General features: G+C 37.8%; 23 protein-coding genes. 14 read left to right on the forward strand and 9 right to left on the reverse strand.

The genetic code is table 11. From position 1 onward, the window contains the following. Window positions 1-13: 13 nt before the first annotated feature. The 3 genes from MZHIL_RS07100 to MZHIL_RS07110 all read left to right on the forward strand — a co-directional run bounded on the left by MZHIL_RS07100 (window position 14) and on the right by MZHIL_RS07110 (window position 2248). On the forward strand, window positions 14-472 hold the full coding sequence (locus MZHIL_RS07100) for a 30S ribosomal protein S15 (protein ID WP_013898691.1): 459 nt from the start codon (window positions 14-16) through the stop codon (window positions 470-472). A gap of 196 nt (window positions 473-668) precedes the next feature. Continuing rightward, on the forward strand, window positions 669-2015 hold the full coding sequence (locus MZHIL_RS07105) for a single-stranded-DNA-specific exonuclease RecJ (protein WP_013898692.1): 1347 nt from the start codon (window positions 669-671) through the stop codon (window positions 2013-2015). After that, on the forward strand, window positions 2012-2248 hold the full coding sequence (locus MZHIL_RS07110) for a KEOPS complex subunit Pcc1 (RefSeq protein ID WP_013898693.1): 237 nt from the start codon (window positions 2012-2014) through the stop codon (window positions 2246-2248). Before MZHIL_RS07105 ends, MZHIL_RS07110 begins: the two co-directional genes overlap by 4 nt. Before the next feature lie 32 nt (window positions 2249-2280). Here the strand turns inward: MZHIL_RS07110 and MZHIL_RS07115 are convergent, their stop codons facing one another. Beyond that, on the reverse strand, window positions 2281-3162 hold the full coding sequence (locus MZHIL_RS07115; RefSeq protein WP_013898694.1) for a cation diffusion facilitator family transporter: 882 nt from the start codon (window positions 3160-3162) through the stop codon (window positions 2281-2283). A gap of 372 nt (window positions 3163-3534) precedes the next feature. Between MZHIL_RS07115 and MZHIL_RS07120 the strand changes: the two genes are divergently transcribed. Beyond that, the gene (locus MZHIL_RS07120; RefSeq protein ID WP_013898696.1) at window positions 3535-5040 is read left to right on the forward strand and encodes a serine--tRNA ligase; all 1506 of its coding nucleotides are present in this window, start codon (window positions 3535-3537) and stop codon (window positions 5038-5040) included. Window positions 5041-5182: 142 nt separating this feature from the next. Next, window positions 5183-5773 carry a 30S ribosomal protein S3ae gene (locus MZHIL_RS07125; RefSeq protein WP_013898697.1) on the forward strand — a complete coding sequence of 197 codons (591 nt, stop codon included), beginning with the start codon at window positions 5183-5185 and terminating at the stop codon, window positions 5771-5773. Window positions 5774-5852: 79 nt separating this feature from the next. On the opposite strand, the gene MZHIL_RS07130 is transcribed toward MZHIL_RS07125, so the two are convergent. From MZHIL_RS07130 to MZHIL_RS07165, 8 genes are all read right to left on the reverse strand, one after another. Then, entirely contained in the window at window positions 5853-6074 is a 222-nt protein-coding gene (locus tag MZHIL_RS07130) for a hypothetical protein (protein ID WP_013898698.1), read from the reverse strand. Between the two features lie 127 nt (window positions 6075-6201). Beyond that, window positions 6202-7200: a DUF523 and DUF1722 domain-containing protein gene (locus tag MZHIL_RS07135; RefSeq protein WP_013898699.1), complete on the reverse strand. Its 999-nt coding sequence runs from the start codon at window positions 7198-7200 to the stop codon at window positions 6202-6204. Beyond that, window positions 7193-7591, reverse strand: a complete 399-nt coding sequence (locus tag MZHIL_RS07140) for a thioredoxin family protein (RefSeq protein ID WP_013898700.1) — start codon at window positions 7589-7591, stop codon at window positions 7193-7195. The genes MZHIL_RS07135 and MZHIL_RS07140 overlap by 8 nt, the downstream gene beginning before the upstream one ends. Window positions 7592-7700: 109 nt before the next feature. After that, the gene (locus MZHIL_RS07145; protein ID WP_013898701.1) at window positions 7701-8546 is read right to left on the reverse strand and encodes a hypothetical protein; all 846 of its coding nucleotides are present in this window, start codon (window positions 8544-8546) and stop codon (window positions 7701-7703) included. Between the two features lie 156 nt (window positions 8547-8702). Further along, complete coding sequence (locus tag MZHIL_RS07150; protein ID WP_013898702.1) at window positions 8703-10418, reverse strand: glutamate--tRNA ligase; 1716 nt, start codon at window positions 10416-10418, stop codon at window positions 8703-8705. A gap of 147 nt (window positions 10419-10565) precedes the next feature. Further along, window positions 10566-10865 (reverse strand): hypothetical protein, encoded by a 300-nt coding sequence (locus tag MZHIL_RS07155; protein WP_013898703.1) that lies wholly within the window; start codon window positions 10863-10865, stop codon window positions 10566-10568. Continuing rightward, window positions 10865-11599: a fumarylacetoacetate hydrolase family protein gene (locus MZHIL_RS07160; protein ID WP_013898704.1), complete on the reverse strand. Its 735-nt coding sequence runs from the start codon at window positions 11597-11599 to the stop codon at window positions 10865-10867. Before MZHIL_RS07160 ends, MZHIL_RS07155 begins: the two co-directional genes overlap by 1 nt. A 299-nt stretch (window positions 11600-11898) precedes the next feature. Further along, window positions 11899-12360 (reverse strand): universal stress protein, encoded by a 462-nt coding sequence (locus tag MZHIL_RS07165; protein ID WP_013898705.1) that lies wholly within the window; start codon window positions 12358-12360, stop codon window positions 11899-11901. A 387-nt stretch (window positions 12361-12747) separates the two neighbouring features. Between MZHIL_RS07165 and MZHIL_RS07170 the strand changes: the two genes are divergently transcribed. The 9 genes from MZHIL_RS07170 to MZHIL_RS10635 all read left to right on the forward strand — a co-directional run bounded on the left by MZHIL_RS07170 (window position 12748) and on the right by MZHIL_RS10635 (window position 24219). Next, window positions 12748-12960: a DUF5371 domain-containing protein gene (locus tag MZHIL_RS07170; protein WP_013898706.1), complete on the forward strand. Its 213-nt coding sequence runs from the start codon at window positions 12748-12750 to the stop codon at window positions 12958-12960. A gap of 54 nt (window positions 12961-13014) precedes the next feature. Next, a complete protein-coding gene (locus MZHIL_RS07175) occupies window positions 13015-13509 on the forward strand; it encodes a type IV pilin (protein WP_013898707.1) in 495 nt (164 codons plus the stop codon). Between the two features lie 885 nt (window positions 13510-14394). After that, entirely contained in the window at window positions 14395-14727 is a 333-nt protein-coding gene (locus MZHIL_RS07180) for a hypothetical protein (protein WP_013898708.1), read from the forward strand. Window positions 14728-16279: 1552 nt separating this feature from the next. Next, window positions 16280-16699 (forward strand): helix-turn-helix domain-containing protein, encoded by a 420-nt coding sequence (locus MZHIL_RS07190; RefSeq protein ID WP_013898710.1) that lies wholly within the window; start codon window positions 16280-16282, stop codon window positions 16697-16699. Between the two features lie 305 nt (window positions 16700-17004). Next, the gene (locus tag MZHIL_RS07195; RefSeq protein ID WP_048815532.1) at window positions 17005-17484 is read left to right on the forward strand and encodes an alpha/beta fold hydrolase; all 480 of its coding nucleotides are present in this window, start codon (window positions 17005-17007) and stop codon (window positions 17482-17484) included. Between the two features lie 48 nt (window positions 17485-17532). After that, window positions 17533-17817, forward strand: a complete 285-nt coding sequence (locus MZHIL_RS07200) for an alpha/beta fold hydrolase (protein WP_157209653.1) — start codon at window positions 17533-17535, stop codon at window positions 17815-17817. Between the two features lie 760 nt (window positions 17818-18577). Beyond that, window positions 18578-21109, forward strand: a complete 2532-nt coding sequence (locus MZHIL_RS07205; RefSeq protein WP_013898712.1) for a DUF927 domain-containing protein — start codon at window positions 18578-18580, stop codon at window positions 21107-21109. Between the two features lie 337 nt (window positions 21110-21446). Next, the gene (locus MZHIL_RS07210) at window positions 21447-22979 is read left to right on the forward strand and encodes a class I SAM-dependent DNA methyltransferase (RefSeq protein WP_013898713.1); all 1533 of its coding nucleotides are present in this window, start codon (window positions 21447-21449) and stop codon (window positions 22977-22979) included. Next, on the forward strand, window positions 22969-24219 hold the full coding sequence (locus MZHIL_RS10635; RefSeq protein WP_013898714.1) for a restriction endonuclease subunit S: 1251 nt from the start codon (window positions 22969-22971) through the stop codon (window positions 24217-24219). Before MZHIL_RS07210 ends, MZHIL_RS10635 begins: the two co-directional genes overlap by 11 nt. The last annotated feature ends 5 nt before the right edge of the window (window positions 24220-24224 follow it).

Genomic DNA, 24224 nt, shown 5'->3' on the forward strand with positions numbered 1-24224 from the left:
GAGGATATAATTTATGGCAAAAATGCATACCAGGAAAAAGGGCAAATCAATGGCAACCCGTCCATACCGAACCGAAGCACCAGCCTGGTCACTTACAGATAAAGATGAGATTACAAAGATAATAATGGACCTGTGGAATCAGGGATATTCAACATCCAAAATAGGTATGATACTGAGAGATAAATACGGAGTTCCGGATTCAAAACTTGTTACTGATAAGAAGATCACACAGGTGCTTGAAGAAAATGGTGCCGACTTCCCGCTCCCAGAAGACCTGCAGAACCTCATTGTGAAGGCTATACGAATGAGAAAACATCTTGCAATAAATAATCATGATGTCCACAACAAGCGTTCCCTGCAGAACACCGAATCAAAGATCAGAAGGCTTGTTAAATACTATAAGTCTACAAAAGTGCTGCCAAAGGACTGGAAGTACAAACCATCTACTGCAGAAATGCTGATAACAAGATAAGACCTCAATTTTTTACCAGGCGCCCAACATGGCGCTGCCTTTTTTTACATGAGCATTTTTATAGTATTCTATTCTAATAATTCAGGATACGAATTTTCCTTTCCGGTCACATCTGCGCAACTTTATTAAATAATCTTCACCTTATCTGATCAGCAGATAAATCAAAAATAAATCATAGTGGTATTGAGTGGTGTAATTGAACTCTGATGAAAGGATAGAAAAACTTATAGAACTTGCAACAGAAGCCGCAGAATTGATAAAACAGTACAGTTTCGTACGCATAATAACGCATAACGATGCAGATGGGATTACATCAGGTGCCATCATATTGCAGTCACTTCGAAGACTGGATATCCCATTTCATGCATCAATTGTAAGCAGACTCGATGAAACGGTTGTAAAGGATGTAAACGAAAGCACAGAAAAAAAAGATCTTGTTATATTCTGTGACATGGGATCTGGTCAGCCTGAATTAGTCTCTAATGTCAGCGCTGATGTCATAATTATAGACCACCACCAGCCAGTAGAGGAAACAACTGCCAGGGTTATGGTCAATCCCCACCTTGCAGGCATTGAGGGTGCTTATTATCTCTGCGCATCAGGAACAACCTATATGGTAAGCAGGGAGATAAGCAGAGACAATGTGGATCTAGCAGGACTTGCTATTGCCGGTGCCATTGGAGATAAACAGATTTTTGAGTCTGCGAACAGATTCATACTTGAAGAAGCTATCCAGGAAGGGGTAGTCTCAATAAAAAAAGGATTGAAGGTCGGAAGCGGGGATATTGCAGATGTACTGGAGTATAGCCCTGAGCCTTATTTAGATATTACAGGAGACCGCACTAAAATAGAAGAGTTTCTCGATATCCTGAACATCCGGGGCGAAATACACGATCTCAGTAGTGAGGATATGAAAAAACTTACATCTACCATAGCTCTAAAACTTGCAAAAAAAGCAAGTTCTGATGCAATTGAATCTGTCATAGGCGATGTATATTTCCTTAATAATGAAATTATAACCAATATTTATGATCTTGTAGAAATAGCTAATACCTGCGGAAAAGTTAAGATGGGAGGACTCGCACTCTCGCTTTGTATGCGCGATAAAACTGTGGTAGAGGAAGCAAGATCACTTACCAGAGAAAATCACAGAAAAATAATCTCTGATATGAAAAGCTGCGAAGATATGATAAAGGCAAGAAAGAACATCAGATATCTTAAAGCAAATGAACTGGAATCCATAGGTACTATTGCAGGCATCGTAGTAAGATATATTCATACAGATCTTCCATTTATAGCTCTTAATGAAACTGATGACATTGTCAAGGTCTCTGGGAGAGCAACACGCCCTCTCATTAAAAAAGGCGTGGATCTGGCTGCTGCATTTCGTGACGCTGCAGGTTCAGTTGGAGGAAACGGAGGAGGACATAATATTGCATCCGGTGCCACCATCCCAGTTGGCAAAGAGGAAGAATTCCTGGACAGAGTAGATCAAATTATAGAAAAGCAGATAAAAGCCAGTGTTGAAGGGAACCTAAAATGAAAATGTATTGCACTATAGAGTTCAGGGAGGTGGAAAATCCAGAGATTGCAGAAATTGTCGCAAAATCTCTATCCCCTGACAATCTCCGTAATATTGAAACTAATATAGATACGGACAATATTAGTATCAGGATATCAACTGAAAAAATCACATCACTGATTGCTACAGTGGATGACTACCTCATGAATGCAAAGATAGCTGAAGATATACTAAGGGATATAAAAAATAAGTAAATCAACAAGGATAATATACTTTATTATTTTAATTAACCCTGTTCCTTCTTCCTACCAGATGCCGGTTCAATGTGCACCACCACATCTGTAACATCTTCAAAACTATCGATCAGTATTTTCTCCACATTATCAGCTACCCTGTGTGCTTCATCAGTTCGCATATCAGGGGAAACAGTAACATGAAGATCTATATGCACATCTCCGGAAGTTCCACGTGTCCTGATATTATGACAATCAACAACGCCATCCACCAGTCCTACCAGGCACGCTATGGACCTGTTATCCATTCTAGAGGCATCACATAGTGGTTGGGAGCTCTGCCGTACAATTGAAATAGCTGCATGAAAGATAACAATCGCTATTATCAATGCTATCAGTGGATCTACTATCGGATATCCGGCCCTTATTGCCACAAGGCCCATTATGACAGCCAGAGTGGAATATACATCACTTTTTGTATGCATTGAATCTGCAATAAGAATATCACTGCCAAGTTTCTCACCTTCCCTTTTTTCATAAATTGAGATAATTATACTTATGAGCATGGCCGCTACCATAATAATAAAGCTCATTGTGGTAACTGTAGGAATATCTCCGGTTACAAATCTTTCATAAGATCTGTGAAGCAATTCGAAACTTATGAAGACAAGCATCATTGCAATACCAATCGAAGCAAGACTTTCATATTTTTTGTGACCGTATGGATGATCTCTGTCCGGTGGACGAGATGCTATTTTAATTCCGATCAGTCCCACAATATTTGAGATTCCATCAGATAATGAGTGATATCCATCCGCCTGGATACTGAGAGTGTCTGTAAAAGAACCGTATACTATTTTTGCTATTGCAACTAATAAATTCAGCACAAGAATAACCAGAAGTATCCTGCGAATTTTATCAAATCGATCCTTCAATCAAATACCTCTCTGCTATTCTTAATGCCTCATCCTGATTCCAGATATAGGGATTTGTGACCAGTTCGCTCATTTTCAGTAAATCAACTCTATGGTAGGATATATGCATTTTCCTTTACATCCCACTTATTCAGAAACGTAAATATAAGATATTATCATTAAAAGCAGTAATCAAATAACTGCTGTATACTGAAAATACAAATTATATGGATACTGTAGATAACCGATAAAAGTATATCAACAAAATATTAAAAGGATGCCATGTTAATGAAAGCATCTATTCAATTTACAGTGTTCAGCTTACAGAGAAAAATCATAAATATTCAGTATCTTGACGGGTATTATATTAATTAATCAGCGAGGAAAAAATATATGGATCTGGAGTTCGACCTTAGCGCATCATTTAGAACAAGTGCCGATGCTTCTGCAGCCAGGGATACGCTTGAGAGTCTTTTCAACGATGCAGAAAACCTGCTTTCAAAAGGAGCACCTGAAGGGCAGGGTGCAAGAATTGCACATTGGAATGTGGAAGAAGACAGGATTAACCTCCAGATCTTATCCGGAAGGTATGTAAGAGCTCACGATGCTGTGTTAAGGCTTAGAAAAAAAATAGCTCCTGAACTTGGAAAGAAATTCCATGTAGGAATAAGAGGTATTGAAGTTCACTCATTCACCATAAAGATCCCATCAGAAGCCGATCTTAAAGAGATAAAAATTCCTTTTGTGACCAATATGGAATATAAAGACGGATCAATCCTGCTGACCCTTGATGTAACAGAATCTGAAATTGAGAAGAGAATACCGGACAGAATACTTACCCTAATTGAAGACAAAATCGCAGCACTTACCTATGGAGGAAAAGCAGAGCACTGGAATTTGCTCTGGCAGAGTGAAGAAAAGAAACAGCCATTCAAACTGGATCCTACACAGGAAATGATGAAAAGAGGCTGGATAAAAAGAGGTGCAAGCAGGGGTCAGTGGATCCACGGACCCCAGTCAACCAGACTGTTTCGGGCATTTGAAAAGATTGTTGTTGAGGAGTTGCTAGAACCTTTGGGATACAGGGAAATGATGTTCCCAAAACTGATTCCATGGGAAGTCTGGAAAAAATCAGGACATGCAAAAGGAGTATATCCTGAAATATATTACGTGTGTCCTCCAAAGACCAGAGATCCTGAATACTGGGAAGAGATCAGTGATTACTATAAAGTAACCCACGAAGTTCCAGTTTCCCGTATCAAGGAAAAGATAGGGGATCCCATAGGAGGAATGTGCTACGCCCAGTGTCCTCCTTTCTGGGTATTTCTGCAGGGTGAAACCATAGCAAACGATCAGTTCCCAATAAAGGTATTTGATCGCTCAGGAACATCACACAGGTATGAAAGCGGAGGCATTCACGGAATGGAAAGGGTAGATGAGTTCCACAGGATCGAAATACTATGGACCGGAACACCTGAGCAGGTTACAAAAGCTTCAAATCAGCTTCAGGAAAAATACAAGCATATTTTCAATAACATACTTGACCTTGAGTGGAGGATGGCATGGGTAACTCCCTGGTTCATGGCACAGGAGGGGTTAGCAGGTGTTTCCCAGCAAAATGACGTTGGAACAATCGACTATGAAGCACCTCTGCCATATCGCGGGAAAGACGGAGAATGGCTTGAATTCCAGAACGTCAGTGTCAATGGAAACAAATATCCGTCAGGATTTAATGTAAAATGCCAGTCCGGAGAGGAACTCTGGTCAGGATGTTCTGGTGTGGGACTTGAGAGATGGGCTTCAGTGTTCCTGGCACAGAAGGGACTTGACCCTGAGGGATGGCCTGAGGAGTTTAGAAAAATAGTTGGAGAGATTCCAGAAGGCTTCAGCTTTTTATAACATAACTGCATATAGGAAACCCAAATGAATACATGACCGATTTATTTATATACAGATATGTTGACTATAGTCGAGCATGTTTGAGATATTAATAAAATTATCGGATTCAAAGTCAGAAGCTTATTGATATTGGAGGAATAACTTGGCAAGAAAAGTACAAAGAAAACTTGATAAATGGAAATCAAAGCAGTGGTACACACTGGAAACACCTGATTTCATGGGAAGAACCACTATCGGACAGACACCAGCTGATGATCCCCGCAAGCTGGTAGGCAGGGTAATTGAAACAACTGTTGGGGAACTTACAAACGATTTCTCAAAACATAACATAAAGCTGAAACTAAGAATTGATGATGTTGTGGGAGATGTTGCACAGGTTAAGTTCATGGGCCATGAGATTACAACCGATTATTTGCGTTCCATTGTGAAAAGACAGACATCCAGAATTGATTCTAACCTGACTGTTACTACAAAAGACGGAATAAAGGTCAGAGTCAAGCCTATATGCTTCACTGTTAAAAGGGCACGCTCAAGCCAGATAAGAGGAATCAGAGCAGTTATGGAAGATGTTGTCAGACAGCGTGCAACAGAAGTTGGATTTGAACAGTTTGTTGAGGAACTGGTCGGTGGAAAACTTTCTGCAAGTATATATCGAAACGTTAAGACAATATACCCGATCAGAAGAGTTGAAATTCGAAAGACTGAAGTTCAGGCAGCACCTGTAGCTGCATGAACATCATATCTTCTTATTTTCATGATAATGACAATGTCAGATTAATATTACATAGGCCTGCTATCAGACTATGGAAATCTCATTCATTTTTTTTATCTTTTTCTGATCGATAGTCTTCTTTTATTTTTTTTATCATCTCTTCATTGGCTTCTACAACAAGCGACCCTATATAGCCACAGTTCTTACAATGATATACCATTCCCATATAGCCACCGGCCTCATAATAGAGGTCAGAATTCCCGCATACAGGACAGACTTTGATCATCTTCTCGTCAGGTTCTATACTAAAATCCTCTTCCATAAACAAATAAAGGGCAACAATTGTTCATAAGTATTGCTTTCGGCTTATCAATCAATTAACAAATCTATCTATCTATCTACCTATATGCCGATCTAGTCTACATCATCATCCATAATCTCTGATGTTTTTACAAACTCATGGGGTAAGGATTAAAAAATGTCTGTTCCAAAAGATAGCTGATATTATACTTTAATGCAATTGACCTTAAATGTGCCCTCATTGACAATAAATCTACATTTCCTTCAAAATAATTTATAATAAAGCTACATAGCTGTATTCTTTCGGTTTTGCAAAGGTGTTCCTGAATAATTGCAGAGATATCCAGAATTACCATATCCCGGGATGAGTGTACAAAGCCTGATGAGAGAATTTCAAGAAAACAGACATGATATTTTTTTATCAAGATAGGTAATTTGTGATTACAGGAATCTCCCACCATCTGCTTCACAGTAGAGTCCAGCTGCCTGAACATATTCCTGTCAAATGATTTTAAAAAAATTTCATTCTGTCTATGAAATCTGATTAGTGGAAACACTGTATTTGAGCTGTGCATAGCATCTATTGCATTCCTGAAGCTGGCTAATGTAAATACCCGGCTCAGAAAATAGTCCCTATGTTCAGGATTTTCCATATTTATTTCATTTATCATCGGATGATATGGGAACATCCTGATAACGTGCTGTGAAAATATCCCGGTGCCGTTTCTGGAGAATTCCACATCCATCGATTCTGGGATATATAGCTTGACATCATTGATTCCACAGGATGGGGACTTTGACTTCAATATAAATCCATCAACTTCATCACATGAATTTAAAAAAGATAAAGAGAACCGGTTAATTACCTCACTCAGATCACCACTCCCGTGAGGCTGTATAAATTGTATTTGATCTTCATCTGAAACGAGCAATACAGGCTGGCGGGGTACACCAAGCCCTATTGAACATTCAGGACAGACAGGTATAAATTCAGCGTCTTTTGCCAGTTTTCTTACCCAGCTACTTTCAACAGTACGGCCATCATACCTGCAATTATCGAATTCAATACACCTGCTGATAACTATCTTTGGTACCGCATGATCACCGGATAAAAATTGATCTGTTCCTGGGGCACAGCTATCATTCATAGGGAGAAATCTCACTAAAGACCACAGTTCTTTTAGAGGAACATTCCTTACCATACTTTATAAAGGATTCAATGGACTCTTCCAGATGTTGAGGATCTACGACCCCTACTTCTTCTTTGATAGGGTTTCCCTGACAGAAGAATTTGAAAGTCGGTGTTGCCAGGATCTCATATCTTGAAGCAGTCCACTGATTTGAAACAATATCAATCCGGATAAATTTACAGGATTTACTGTATTTTTGTGCATATTTTCTGAAATGAGGATATATTAAACTGCAGTGGGGACACTCTGGCTGGTAGAAAAAAACAACTACAGGCATATCTTCCTTTTCGACAATCTGCTCCCATGTTGAATCATCTACCTCAATAACGTCATTGTTAGTATTGGTCATAACAGACACCTGATTAAATAATATATACTTACGAATATATAAACTAGAAGTCAAAATTATAGAAAATTTGTATTTGATCTTCCAGAAGATCGTAAATCTCAGCTTTTACTTAATCATTCAGTATTCTAAGATAAGGCATTATATTTGCATATAGCCATGTAACAGAAACAGAAACCATAGCAATCCAGAGAGTAGAAAGCATTACCAATCCATCAGCTCCAATAAGCAGCGCTGCCATTACAAAGGTTTTTAATCCAATAAGGCGAACAATTTGAATCCTTTTAGATGATAGGAAAGCTTTGCCCTTATCATCCATACTTTTGACAGGCTTTGAAATAAGAATGGCAGGAATGTATAGTACGGTTATTGTGAACAATATATAGAAAACCTCTAAAAATATTTCCATGCTTTCACTATTTTTTATCCCAATAAGGACAACAGATATGATTATTGAAATTATTGCAAAGTACAGGTGCCTTCTGCCAGCCGGTGGGAGCCTGCTGTCCAGAATATAAAATGCAGACATTACCGGCCCAAATATCCAGCTGTGATCCAGAATAATCCATACTCCAACAATAAACACGACCAATGAATCGATCATTGTCACCTCGTTTCCTGATGTCCGGCTTAAAATTCGGAAAATAAGAAGAAGCCATAGTATCAGCAGCAGATTCGGAACTGCGTTCAGATATATATATCCTGCAACCAGAAAAGCAGCAAGTATGGCAGTATAATCATTATCAGGGTCCATTTCGCGTGTCAGTGCCCAGGAAAGGAACACTGCTATAGCTGCTGCAGTTCCATCCACTAAACTGTAGTTGACAGGTATTCCTGACAGAAATCTGGTAATTGATATGAGAAGAAGTACAGCAGCTGAAAGAACTAGTATTAATAGATTCGGAAAATAGCCGGTATCTATGGATCTTATCAGAGAACTTATTCTGGAAATATTCATGTGAAACCCTGGTACTGAATATTTTAGAAACCTGTATAAAGAAATGTACTGATGGATAGAACAGGCCTTTGATCAGGTCAGTTCCTTATTCTCATCCTGGAAAAATTCCATAAATAAGATAAGAAAAGGGAGAAAAGCCTGTAGCTTTTGCCCTTTTTACCTGTGCGTGAAGTATGCCACCACGTCAGGACTTACAGAATCGATCCTACAAAACCCAAATCTTTCAAACTGGACGGTATTATTCAATTCATTGACAATTCCATCTTCACCTATACCAAAAAACTCTCCATCCGGTGAAAGTACCCGGACAGAAATGCCATTTTCAGGGACCCAGTGAACAATCCGCATTTTTTCCTTTTTTATGTCTTCAACCGAATCACCCAAGTACTGTGCTCTGAATGGATCCAGTGACTCTATTTCAATATTATAGAGATCTTTCAGGCGAATCTTGTCCCCTACCTTCATATTTTCAGTGTCTTTCTGGCATATCAGAAGATGAGGATCTGCCCTTACATCTATCTCACGAATACCCCGATCCTCCGTGGGATGCAGTGGAGGTCTTGCATTAAAGGAAGGTGCACCAGATATCATGACCTTTACCGGATCCCATACAAAGAAATATCTGTTCGAAACCGGATCTATGATTTTCCTGTTCTCTGAATATAGTGAATCCAGGCTTACACTGATATCAGTTTCTCCTACACCCATATCTATCATGAACTTTCTTATAGCATCTGCCTTTATTCCACGCCTTCTAAATGCCCTTATTGTCGGAAGTCGTGGATCATCCCATCCTGAATATTTACCTTCTTCTATCGCTTTTCTGATATCACTTGTACTGAGTTTACCAAGCTCATGTATCTTTATCCGTCCCCAGTGTGTTGTCCGGGGATATTCCCACCCAAGATAGTCATATATATATTTCTGACGTTTTTCACTATCCATCAGGTCTTTACCCCGGATTATATGAGTCATTCCCAGTTCGTGGTCCTCTATTGCACCTTCAAAGTCAAGCAAAGGCCATACCACGTACCGGTCTGCAATTTCAGGACGGGGATGGGGAGTTTTGACTATCCTGAAGGCACCAAAATCACGCAGGGCAGGATCTGGATGCTGAATATCGGTCTTTATACGAAGCACTGCCTGCTTTTCATCATATTTACCTGCAAGCATATTGTCCCAGTATTCCATATTCTGCTCCACCAAATGGTCTCGATGAGGACAGGGCTGTTTTGAGTCCTTGTACCCTTTGAACTCACCGCCTTCACAGAAGCATACATAGGCTCTATTCAGCTCTATCAATTTCTCTGCATACCTGTAATAGGTATCCAGATGGTCTGATGCCTTCACAACCATGTCCGGTTCAGCACCAAGCCACCTACAGTCATCAACATACCAGTCATAAGCCTCCATCATAGGTCTTTTTATCTGTGGATCGGTATCATCAAAGCGTACTATGAAGGTGCCATTATACTTCTTTACATACTCTGAATTAACCACTATTCCACGGGTGCTGCCAAGTGTAGGTGGGCCATTGGGATTGGGAGCAAAGCGCATCACGACCTTTTCACCCTCCTTCACATCAAGTGGCTTGAGACCTTTTACAGGCTCTTTTTTCGTGCATAGCTCCTCAATCAGTTCCGGAGCTATTTCTTCAAGCCTCTGGTTCCATTCGTCAGGGTCTCCCCTTGAGATCTCATCAATTACATTCTTTATCTGTGCAGACACTTCCTTTGCAAATGGTCTCAGATGGGGGCATTCACCCATAACCTTGCCCATTACAGCCCCCATTTGCGGTGCTTTTCCGTACTTTACAGCATTCTGAAGTGCATATTTTTCTATAGTCTTTATTTCCTGATCACTGACTGTCATAGAATTCACCATGAATAAAAAGAAATATCAGGCCAGCTGGACAAATATTCTGATCGAGCTTTCTATACAGGTTGTTCTCAACCTGTACTGTTGTATTCGTCCTGATATAAGGTCATATTGTGCAGATGGTTATGGAGAGAACTGTTATCATTTAAGTTTTCCTATATCCCGTATCTGCTTTATCCTTGAGAGCATCTGGTCGATATTGCTTTCAAAATCCTGGAAGAATTCTTCAACTCTTTCCCCGGCAACTGCTCCATGGACTGAAGGTTTTATAAGACCCTGCTGCTCAAGTACCCTGAGGGAGTATCTTACCTTATGGGTCGCCATATCAGTTTCTTCTGCCAGTTTGAGGATCCCGATAGGTCCATCCTCAACAACCTTATTGAGAACTACCAGATGCCTTATACAAAGATCCATTTCCCTGTTAACCTGATCAAATAACATTATACTACCTCATTCACCAACTTGCCTATTCCCTCTATTTCAACCTCAACGCTATCACCCACTTTGAGCTCACCAACTCCAGGTGGAGTTCCTGTGGCGATCACATCACCTATTTCCAGTGTCATTATCTGTGACACGAATTCTATCAAAAAAGGAATTCCCGAGATCAGGTTTGAAGTACTTGAATCCTGGCACAGGTTCCTGTTTACACGGGTACTGATCTTTGCATCGGAGGGATCAAAGTCATCTGCAGGCGCTATGAAGGGACCAATTGGTGCAAATGTATCAAAGCTCTTGGCACGTGTCCATTGACCATCACGCTTCTGAAGATCACGTGCAGTTATATCATTAAAGCAGGTATACCCTGCGATCACATCATCTGCCTTTTCAGCTACTATATTTTTACACCTTTTCCCTATAACCACTGCAAGTTCTCCTTCAAAGTCCACCTGTTTGCTTATAGGGGGATAGACGATCTTCTGCAGGTGGCCTATGATAGAAGATGCGGGCTTCATAAAGATCACCGGCTCGGAAGGTATTTCCATATCCAGTTCTTTTGCATGGTCTGCATAGTTTAGGCCCACACAGATGATCTTGGAAGGTTTTGTTGGAGGCAGTATTTCAAGTTCTTTAAGGTCAAAACTCCTTCCTTCAAAATCACCCATAGCATATACCTCGCTGCCATCCACATTGCCATAGAATGTATCTGTCTCAAATCTGAACTGACCAAGCATATTGAACACACTTAAATTTTGATTTATGATAATTATTTCAGGTTCTTACAAACCGCAATGATCTTTAGCTCAAAAAGTATTAAAACATATTATATCTATATTGCATTTATTGCAACAAAAAGTTCGCCCTATATTCTATCAGGATAATTTATTGCAAAAGAATCATTTTCATCCAGTATAATATCATCTACAGAATATTCAGATTACTACCATTAATTAAGCACTGATGATTTGTGATCTGATATGGGAGCTATAGAATTATAAATATTATCATTATACATTTATATCTGGTTCATTTATCATTTTTTTCCAGTATTTGAAGGAACCACAAGAACTTTTACTTTCGAATGACGAATCACATTCTCAGACACGCTTCCGATAAGAAAACGATCGATCCCGGTCCTTCCAAGAGTCCCCATAACTATAAGATCCATATTATTTCCATGTGCATAGGCAGTTATCTGCTCTGGAGGATGTCCTTCAAGTATTACTCCGGTAGCCTCTACACCTTCCATTTTAGCTTTATCCATCACATATTCAATGGCCTTGTTGGCAACCTGTCTTATGGTATCATACGGAGCTTCCCATTCTTCCATATGGGATTTCATGTAAGATGTCAGGGAATGGGATGGAACCACCATTACAGCATAGACCTTTGCACCGCTAGCTTTTGCTATCTCTATCCCCAGGTCCACAGCATTCTGAACATTCTTTGAACCATCTGTTGCTATCAGTATTTTTTCGTATAATCTTTCGTCCAATCAGCACTCCTCCAGAAGTCTTCATGAAAATAATTTTAAAGGTAAAATGTACCTGTAGATCTGATATGACGGTGTGAATATGACTCTTTATCTCTTTTTTCAAATCTATACTATTAATATATCATGATTTGCATATATATTTGCCTGCTAGTATCATAAGATAATATCATAAATTAATAATGACACATGCAGGACAGGGGAGTTCTGATAGACAATACCTTTATTCAATGAACACAAAAGCTGAAAATATGTCTGCGTGTGGACAAAAATACGTGCCTAAAACGCCTTTTTGTGCACAAAACCTATATATACACATATAATCATAAATATCGGTGACAGTTTTTTAAACTCCCCTATCCGCACTCAAACAACAATAGGAGATAAATTTTGAAGAAAATAGTACATGCACAAACAGTATTGCCCAAGGAAGATCTAATTGCCCTGAAGCAAAAATGCGGAGAATCGTCAACCACCGATGCCCTCAGCATTGCAGTGTACCATTATCTGGAGTGCGAGTATACAGATATCGGGGAAAAGATGTGGACTAAAAAGATCGAAGAAATTGTCCAGAAAAAAAAGAAGGATAAAGAAAACGATTAACATTAAACCACAAAGCCACAATAAGAGAGAATGTCAAATTAGGAGGGAACATAAATGGATAGACTTAAAAATATAATGAACAGGGACGATGCAGTCTCACCGGTCATCGGCGTCATCCTGATGGTAGCCATCACCGTCATCCTGGCAGCTGTAATTGCAGCATTCGTCTTCGGAATAGGCGGAGATATCGGACAGGCACCACAGGCAAGTATTAGTGCTAGTGCAACGACTGTGGGCGACAATAATGTAATGCAACTAAACCACCGTGGTGGAGATGAAGTCAGTATGTCTGAAACAAATACACGTATTGTACTGACATTACCAAATGGTACAGAAACCAATATTGTTGAAAGAGATTTTCAGGGAATTTTTTCAGCTGGTAGTACTTTATACATTTTCAATGAAACTGGTGATTATAAAATCGGAATCTATGAAAATGTGACAGACGCTACTACCAGTAATATTGCAACTTCTGGTGAAACGTTAGGTCTTAGAATTGTAGACGTTCAAAGTCAGCAATTAATCTTCAACCGCAATATAAGATTCTAAAACTAACAGCACAATGGTGTTGTTACCTTTTTCTTCTTTTTTTGTTCCGTGTACACTCAAAGAGCCGGTGTGCCGTACGTACTGTTTTTCGCTTGTGCCATGAATTCAATGGAAGTCATGTTGTAGGACATAGTTTAGTAAGAAAATTCACTAACCACCTCTATTTAAGCCACGACAATTGTTTCTATTGAACCGTGGGTAAAGAGATATTTTGTATGTCATCGGTTAAATAGGTCTTGCTGAACATAAATTCAGAACTATATTTAGTAAATAGCAAGCCGAACACTCGGTAACCTTCGAGCGTACGATTTGACCTCAAAGGTACTTTGAGTTAATATTTTTTTTTAAAACAAACACGGTGAGTTAGTGAGTGAAACACGCAAATACATCCCTTACGTAGAACGATCTGCGGAGGAATCTGAAAAATTTCCCAGGAAATGTGATGAAAAACTACCAATGCACCAACGCTGTTTCTACTACGATTCATTCTATGGTCGCTGTATTAGACGCAGAGTTCGAGTCAATACCAACCATCTTGGTTGTAGTAGTTTTCGCGGAAAATAATTCTTCCAGTAGTATCTGTGTTTTATAGATCTCTGTAAGATGTTTTCTTGTTTCCTGGCCGTATAGTTGTTGAACAAATGTGCTTCGCACATGGAACAGATGTTCAACTAAATGTAAACTTTAAGTGGAGTACAGCGTTCACTAGTTATCATATATCAAATGTTCTTTTCAGGTAGAAGGCAGGCCACGTTTGTTACAATGTATTTCATTTTCACCAACTAATAATTCTCTTGTTACAAGAATGAATCTTTTTTAGAAAAAATAACAATAAGGGATGATTTCTGTGTGAATAAAATTTAGTTTTAGATGGAGGTGCATCAAGTGTTTAAAAAAAGATTATTATGGCTCTCTCGGCATGAACCAGATAGCTTACAGAAAAAAGAATTGCAGAGAATATTAGGTAATTACGAACTTATCATGCATCCGGATCCTGTAGAAACTGGAGCACAGGTTGTGAATCAAATGAAAATAGTGGGGGCAGACGATGTATTTGTAGTTCTTCCAAATCATTTACTTGAAGATTTAATTAAATTGGGAATTAAGCCTATTAAAGCACATATGAGTCGGCTTACTGATTCTAATGGAAGTATTTCGTTTGTACATGAATATTTTTACAGGGTGCATTATATGAAAATAGTCAAGGAAGTACTGTAACAGCTCCTAAACTCTTAATGTATTTACTAGTTACTTTAAAAGAACCTAACCTGTTTAACTTAAGATTGGAACTTTTCTTTGCAAAATCAACAGTTTGATTCGATTTAAGAAATGTATTCTGTTTTTGCACAAAATGTGGTGATTTAAAGCATATTTCAACATGCAGAGCACCTGCCATTTAATTGCTACATCTATCTTAGGCGCAGATAAGCCGATGACCGATATCATCGTTCAAGGTGTCATCTAGTTTGACTGTTCTAGTAGCCGCCCTTATTTTGCCATCATTGAGTTCAAGTCCAGCAAATTATCTTCTTTCTCCATACTGTATCATTTCTCTTTTTTGAGATTATACCGAATCTTTCATTATCTGCACATTTAGTATAGGATTTCATTACATATATCTGAAAATTGAAATAATGTCTACCGTGGTTCAGGACCTACACCCATCCTGTACGGCCAGAGAGCACAGCTTTCCTGACCTGCACATAAACGTATAGAATCGCTACTACCACAACAACAGTCCCAACAATGCTGCCTTATTGTTTTTATTAGCCCAGGCACTTTTCTTTTTGATATCCCATTACGCTTGAGTATTGGGTTGAGCCTACACTGTGTGTTTTCACACTGTTTATACTTATCAGAATCCTCGGGAAAATAACACTCTTTGCAGTGAGTATCAATCACTCTTAAAATTTGCCGTTTTGTCGTCATTGTAAAACCCTCGTTTTTAGCTTCTAGAATTAATTTGACCCCCTTACCCATAGTTTAGTATAGGTGAGGTCAAAAAAGTTTAATAGTAAAATTCAAACCCGACTTGTTTTATAAAGATTTCCCTGCCACAGAGGTAGGTCACAGACCTAACTTTAGTGAACTCAAAGAATTTCGATGAATTTTGGTGAATTTTGAGAGATTTCTGAGGGATCGGTTTGAAATTAGTATGTAATTTCTGTGTAATATTACACAGTATATCTCTTAGTATATCTCTTAGTGTAAGACAGCAGTATAGATATACTGTGTGCTTACACATAGGTTAATACTGTGTGATCACTAAGAAGTTAACTACTAAGAAACTACATTGTAATCACTAAGAAGTTAACTACTAAGAAACTACATTGTAATCACTAAGAAGTTAACTACTAAGAGATTACATTGTAATTACGTTGTATATTACACGTGTAATTACTATGTATATATTACATACCATTCGGGTATCCGAAATTATTATCAGTCGCCATTTAGGGTACCCTAACTTTTCGAAGCAGGGGGAAAGTATTCCGCCCCGTGTTGATATTATCAAGTATCGTGCGCCTGCACACACCCAAAAAGATGCCTGGAGCAAATTTTGTTGCTAATAAATGTGTTTTTGAAATATATTTCCTCACTCTAAATGACGGATTATAAGTTAACACTATTAGGTTCTTTTTGTGCTGCATACAAGATAGTTCACTCCACATACGAGCGTATTTACAAAATATAGGTCTTAATTTTTCACCATTATGCTGGAATCAAGTTTAAGCAGCTTTTAATAACAGATAATAGATTATTAGGTAGTATGACGAAGCCCGAACAAATTCCAATCACTCGACACCTATCCCCAGATGATCTGGATACAATTCTACGTAGAGTCTCTTTTATAAAACTTCGCTACGAAGGACTCTCAGTTGAAGAAGCGGCCAAGTGTGTAGGCATTTCAAAAGTAGCAGGTTACGGATGGCAAGATAATTGGAATAAAGAAGGATATGAAGGATTAAGGTTTAAATATGCAGGTGGTCGCCCATCTAAACTTAGCGCTGAAGAACTTGTTGAGTTAACAGAATTGCTAAGGCAAGAAGAAAAATGGACTACTAATGACGTTCACGATCTTATCCTTGAAAATTTTAATGTTGAGTACAGCCTCAAGCAAGTAAGAGTGATACTCAATAAGCTTGGTCTTGAAAAGATCGATAAGCGCCATTATAGTTTAAAGGATTAATAGTCTCCAATCAGAAATAGAGGTCAGGGTAGATTAGACCGAAAAGAAGTTTCATGCAATGTAATGTAACAATAAGATCATATATCTCACTGAGATGAAGTAAATGGGTGGCCGGTCTACCATTAACCCCTACTCCCGGACCGCCATTCATGCTCTGATAATCTTTTAAATTAAATACCTTTTTAGGCTTATTAATTTACCAGGAACCTGCATTAAATCTTATTTCAAAATGAATTTTTGCTGCCGGACGTAGAAACAGCTGTGGAGATGCACAATACGAACATGAAAAGAATAGAGGAATGAAAATGACATTTAACGTTAAATCAGTCGAGCTTTCTAATGGTATAACTTTGCAATGCGTTGAAAAGGGCAACCCTACGGGCATTCCTGTATTGCTGCTGCACGGCATAGGTGATTCATGGCACTCCTTCGAACAGGTATTATCACATCTGCCTGAACATATTCATTCCTTTTCATTGACCCAAAGAGGGCATGGGGATTCCAGCCATCCTGAAGAAGGCTATAGTTCTTATGATTTCGCAGAAGATCTTGTTTCATTCATGGATGCTTTACAGCTTGACACTGCTTTTCTTGTAGGCCATTCAAGTCCTGGCACAACCACAGCCAGACGTTTTGCAATAGAATATCCTGAGCGCACTATGGGAATAGTCCTTATAGGCACCATTGTAGATATATCAAGCAGCCTGGTGGTACAAGATTTTTGGGATTCTACAGTATCAAAGATGGAAGATCCTGTGGATCCTGACTTCATCAAAGAGTTTTAGGAGAGTACATTTGTCCGGCCGATACCACAATCATTTTCGAAAATAATCATGACAGAACCTTTGAAGGTCCCGGCACACGTGTGGAAATCAAAAGCAAAAGCCGATTTACAGGATGATTTGGCAGGATCTCTCAGCAAGATAAAGGTTCCAACCCTGATTGTATGGGGGGATCAGGATGAATTCGGCCAGAGAAGCGAACAGGAAACATTATTGAAAACTATTCAAGATTCTCAGCTTCTGATATACAAGGGTCATGGACACTCACCTCACTGGGAAGCGCCAGAACGTGTTGCGAAAGATCTTGTGAACTTCATTGAAAATGTAGTCAGTTGAATTTGTAACAGTCATTGCCTTGTAGGAAGAATAAAAATACTTTTAAAACAAGTTAATTAACAAAAAAATCACATATCTACTTTTAGATCAATGCAGGCAATCCATAGATTTCAGGAGCCGTTTTAAAGATATTAAGCTGAAAATACTTTTTTAGTGGGAGGGGGTAACTTAGGACCTCATACTGCACACTAACTTATTATTTCTGGAATATAGAGCGTATAACTGGTAGGGATCACTAAAATGAATCTTAGTTTAAAATAATTTTTTTGAGGGAGTACACGTTAAAATATGGTTGAAAATTTCTGAATCCAATTTTGGTAGTCATCTATTTTATTCTTTTTGTAGTTGGAACTCTTACACCTGGAACACTTCAATAAAGAATTATAGCTACTTCAATATAACTACCAGGGCTTTTTTCATTATTTCAATCATCTCTTAGAAATTTAATGAGTAAACTGATTGATAATATTATGACTGTCAGAAAGCTTAAATACTATGACGTTGTATATATTATTATAGAGTTCATACTGAATGAGCTCTCATAATCATAGTGGGTTAGTGGATATAATGCAGGACTAGATAGTGTTTTTGCATAATGAAAGCGAGAAATTAGGCTTAAATTAAAATCCAATTATTTTAGTGCCGCGCGGATATCATAGCAGAAATGCACCTGTGCTAGTTATAGAAATTAAACAATATCCTTTAGCTACCACTATGGACTTTCTCGATACTATATAATATTTTTCAAGTAGGTTCAATTATGAAAATAGATAATGGTTTAATTGGAAATGTGTATGTAGAAAACATACCACAAGAACTGAAGGAATACGATCAGTGGCTCTTATGGAAATGGGAGATTAATTCATCTGGGAAAAGTAGCAAGGTTCCATATACCATTAATGGAACTCGTGCAAGTCCAACAGACCCTACAGATTGGGGTACATTTATTGATGTCATCAACACATATACCGAAAGTTGCGAGAAATATGGAGGCATTGGGTTTGCATTTAGTGAAGAAGACCCATTTATTGGAATTGATCTAGATAAGATCATAGATGAAGAATCTGATTTTATTGATGCAGAGGCCCATGATATAGTTCTTGGCCTTAACTCATATGTTGAATATTCACCCAGTAAAACTGGTTGCCATGTTATTATAAAGGGTGAAAGAGATCCAAGTGGAAAGAATAGGAACGGTAACTTTGAAATTTACAGCGAAGCTCGTTATTTTACAATGACTGGAGACATTATTGAAGACTGTCCCACTGAAATAAACGAAGCAAACGATTATTTTGATGAACTGCAGGAAAGAGTAGGATATCGAACACCCAGCACAACAGAAAATATACTTTTAAAGGATTCTAGCTTGTCAGAAAATGTAGATGAGATTATTGAAAAGTGCATGAATGCTAGGAATAGTCAGAAGTTCATTGATTTGTTTGAAGGTAATTGTAGCGGTCCAATATATAGTTACCCATCTCCAAGTGAAGCTGACATGGCACTATGTTGCATTATCGCATATTATACCGATGATGAATCGGTTATATTTGAAGTTGTCAAACAGTCAAACCTTTTTAGAGATAAGTGGGAAAAGGAACAGTATAGAAAAACAACAATAGGAAAAGCGATTGCTTCTGTTAAATCTGATACTGTTTGGCAAGGAATTAAATTACCACCAAGGTACAAGATTAAAGAAGATGGTCTGTACGTTGTAAAAAAAGGTAATAATGGAGAATATGATGATCATATCACATATACTCCAATTGTGATTTCAGCAATCTGTCATGGAGTAGATGAAGGTAAGTTCTACTATGAAGTTACATTCAGGGATCCTCAAGGAAATTATAGGACAACACATGAATCTCAGAGTAGCCTTCTCAATAAGAATTGTGTCCAGGAACTAGTTGATAAAGGACTGAACATAACTGCAAATAAATATAATGACCTTAGCAGTTATTTCTCAGCTTCAATTAATTCTAATGTTAAGAACATTATTAATAAAAAGCATGTACTGAACAACGGATGGAAAAAGGATCAATCTTTTGTGATAGGTGATAGACTTTACAGTAAAGATGGGTTAGATACAGTGATTCAGGGTAATCCAAACGAAACAAAGGGTCTTGTAATAAAAGGTAGCCTTGAATCATGGAAAGAAGCTGTTGAAGACATTATCAAAGATAATTCAATAAGATTTAAGATGTATTGTGCAATGTCTTCATTTCTTCTAGAACCACTAAATTCTCAATCATATATATTGGATCATTCTGGAGAAACATCAACCGGAAAGACCTTTGGTACTTCAGTTGCATTTAGTTTATTGGGGAATCCTGAACATTTAATGTTAGCTGGAGACTCAAGTCCCACTTACCTGGAAAACTATGCTGCAATTCATTGTGATTTACCTATATTCATAGATGAAAGTAGTGTTCAATCTGATGAAGGGGTGTTAAAGAAACTAACATATATGTTGGCAAATGGTATAGGTAAGGGCAGAGGCACTAATACAGGTGGAATTCACCACGTTAAGCACTGGAACACTGTTGCATTTATTACAGGAGAGAAACCAATAACGGGACATAATGCTTTTGGTGGTCAGCAAGTACGTGTAATTGAAATCCATGATAAGTTGCCAAAGATGAGTAATAAGGAGATTAAATGTATCTCAAGAGAAATTTTAAAGCATCATGGTCATATTGCAGACATGTTTGTTAGAAAGGTCTTTGAACAGTTTGATTCACTTGAAGAAATGTATGATTTATTTCAGGACCATTTCACAAATAGCGACAGTAATACCATGAACAGACTCGGAGATACTTTTGCACTTATTGCTCTTGCAGGCAAACTCCTTGAAGAAGTTTTTCAGGATATCGGAATGGAAAAGGCCAGTTCACTTGAGGTTACAGAAAGCTTCTTTAAGAAATCTGTTAAAGACAAACCAATTGTACCATATTATGTGAAGGCTTTACAAACAATTGATAATTTTGTGGAATCCCATATGTCCTTTTTCATAAAGGGTAGCGACTGGGAAAATTATAGCCATGATATTAAGTATGGGTGGATTGCTGATGAGTATATTGATTTCATACCGTCCGAATTGAAAGAAATATGTGATGATAAAGGTATTTCATTTTCACGTATTAAGGAAGAGTGGCATAACAAGAAAATATTGAGAACCAATGCAAATAGAAAGGATTATCGTGCAAAGCATTTTAATGAAGATGGTTCAGAATTTAATTCTGGTGTATTTAGAATTAATAGAAAGCAAATGAATGAACTATTAGAGTCTTATTGAGTGGGCCTTTGATTTTTTCACAAAGTTCACAAGAATCACAAGGAAAGAAGAGTATATTATAATATACTCTTTAAATTAATTATAAAAACTATAAAATATATTATTATACTCTTAAAAAAACTGTGAATATCGTGAACTTTGTGACTTATTTTATCTATTGATATTGCTAAAAAGTTAACTTCTTCTTAAGTCATTCAAGCCTGCATACACCTATATGTTAAAATTAGAGTCAGTCCAACAAAATAAATTAATAAGTAATCTATAAAATGGACAAGTATGTTATGTACAGTGCACTATGCTCTATAACTTTTTATGAATTCATCTGAGGAATTATCTAATGGCTAAATCAACCAATAATAATGGCAGAACTCTTGAACAAAAGCTATGGGAAGCTGCTGATAAATTACGAAACAATATTGACGCTGCAGAATACAAGCATGTTGTCCTGGGCCTGATCTTTATTAAATATATATCCGATTCTTTTGTAGAATTATATCAGGAATTAGAAGCAGATGAAGATTCGGATCCCGAAGATATTGATGAATATATTGCAAGGAATATTTTCTGGGTTCCTAAAGAGTCCCGCTGGGAAAATATTGTAGCCGATGCCAGAAATTCAACTATTGGAACTACAATAGACAATGCAATGAGACAACTCATGAAAAACAATGAGAGTCTAACCGGTATTTTACCTACAAATTACGGAAGACCAGAACTTGATAAACACAAACTTGGAGAACTTGTAGATATTATTCATTCAATTGAATTCGATGAATCAAAAGAAAGTGAACGTGATGTTCTTGGTCGAGTTTATGAATATTTCCTGGGTAACTTTGCTAGTGCTGAAGGTAAAAAAGGGGGAGAGTTCTATACTCCCAGTTGTGTTGTAAAAACTCTGGTTGAAATGATAGAGCCATTTAATGGTAGAGTCTATGATCCATGTCATGGTTCAGGTGGTATGTTCGTGCAAAGTAGAAGATTTGTTGAACAACATGGAGGTACTGACCAGGATATCTATGTCTATGGTCAGGAATCTAACCCGACCACATGGAAATTGTGTAAAATGAATCTCGCCCTGCACGGCATCGATAATGATGTGAGAATGGGGGACACGTTTCGAGAGGATAAGCATCCTAACCTGAAAGTAGATTACATACTCGCAAATCCACCATTCAATATAAGTGACTGGGGCGGTGAAAATCTACAGGAAGATGTCAGGTGGAAATACGGAGTTCCTCCCAAAGGCAATGCGAATTATGCATGGATTCAGCATATGATATATCACCTGAAACCAACTGGTATTGCAGGGTTCGTTTTAGCTAATGGATCACTTTCGTCCAATACTTCTGGTGAAGGTGAGATTCGGAAAAATATACTTGAAGATGATTTAGTTGACTGTATTATTGCAATGCCTGGACAGCTGTTTTACAACACAGGAATTCCGTGTTGTCTCTGGTTCGTTACACGTGATAAAAAGAATCACCGGTTTAGAGACAGGAGAGGTGAAGTGCTGTTAATAGACGCCAGAAATATGGGTGTAATGGTAGATCGAACACACCGAGAACTCACGAATGAAGATATTAAGAAAATCGCTGATACTTATCATGCATGGCGTGGTGAACCTGATACTGGTGAATATGAAGATGTTGCAGGATTCTGTAAGTCTGCTACACTTGATGATATACGAAAACACGACTATGTACTAACTCCAGGAAGATATGTGGGATTTGCAGATGAGGAAGAAGATGATGAACCATTTGAGGAGAAAATGGAACGATTGACTTCACAGTTATCGGAGCAATTTAAAAAGTCCAATGAACTTGAGGATAAAATTAGAGACAACCTGAGGGAGATTGGATATGAGTTATGAAAAGTGGACAGAAACTAGTCTTGAGGAAATAACATCTGTTCTGGGAGATGGACTACATGGCACTCCTGCTTATAGTGAGAACGGAGAATATTACTTTATCAATGGTAACAACTTAAAGGATGGTAGAATTGTAACAAATGAAAAGACTAAAAGAGCTTCTAAGGATGAATACCTAAAACACAAAAGAAAACTGAATCATAGGACTATCTTGGTTTCAATAAATGGAACTCTAGGTAACATTGCGATTTACAATGGAGAAAAGGTTTTTTTGGGTAAGAGTGTTTGTTACTTTAATTTAATCGAAGATGTAGATAAGGATTATGTAAAATATCTATTATTGAGTAGTTATTTTCAGAACTATATTAATTCATTAGCTACAGGAACAACTATCAAAAATGTTTCGCTGCAACTAATGAGAAAGTTTACGTTTAAATTGCCACCATTACCAATTCAAAGAAAAATAGGCCAAATCCTTTCTTTTTTAGACGACAAAATCGAACTCAACCGTCAGATGAACGAAACCCTGGAACAAATCGCACAGGCTATCTTCAAGCACTGGTTCATTGACTTTGAATTTCCGGATGAGAACGGGGAACCCTACAGGTCAAGTGGTGGCGAGATGGTGGATTCAGAACTTGGTGAGATTCCTGTGGGGTGGGAAGTTGGGACGATAGAAGATATTTGTGATTCAATAAACAGTGGTGGAACTCCTTCTCGAAAAAATAATGATTTTTGGAATAATGGTAATATTCCATGGTTTAAGACGGGTGAACTACACGATGAGCCATTGATGGATTCAAAAGAAAAAATAACACAGGCAGGGTTATCTAATTCATCATGTAAACTATGGCCCAAAGGAACAATTGTCTTTGCACTTTATGCATCTCCAACCGTTGGTAAATTAGGAATACTAACTAAGCCAGCTACATCAAATCAAGCTGCTGCAGGTCTAATAGTAAAACCTGAATATGGCATTCCTTTTTTAAAAAGAGTTTTACTCGAAATCAGACCCAAAATACAAAATATTGCTACAGGGGCTGCTCAACAAAATATCAACTTAAAGATTCTTAAATCATATAAAGTTATAATTCCAAATTCAAAGGTATCTAGGAAATATTCAAATTTAATGTTAGGTTTAGATAACCAACAAATAGAAAACAAAAGAGAAAACGTGTTGCTTGAGAAGATTCGTGACTCTATTCTACCAAAACTAATGTCAGGACAAATACGTGTGAAATAATTAAA

The organism is Methanosalsum zhilinae DSM 4017 (genome assembly GCF_000217995.1).
Classification (GTDB): Archaea; Halobacteriota; Methanosarcinia; order Methanosarcinales; family Methanosarcinaceae; genus Methanosalsum; species Methanosalsum zhilinae.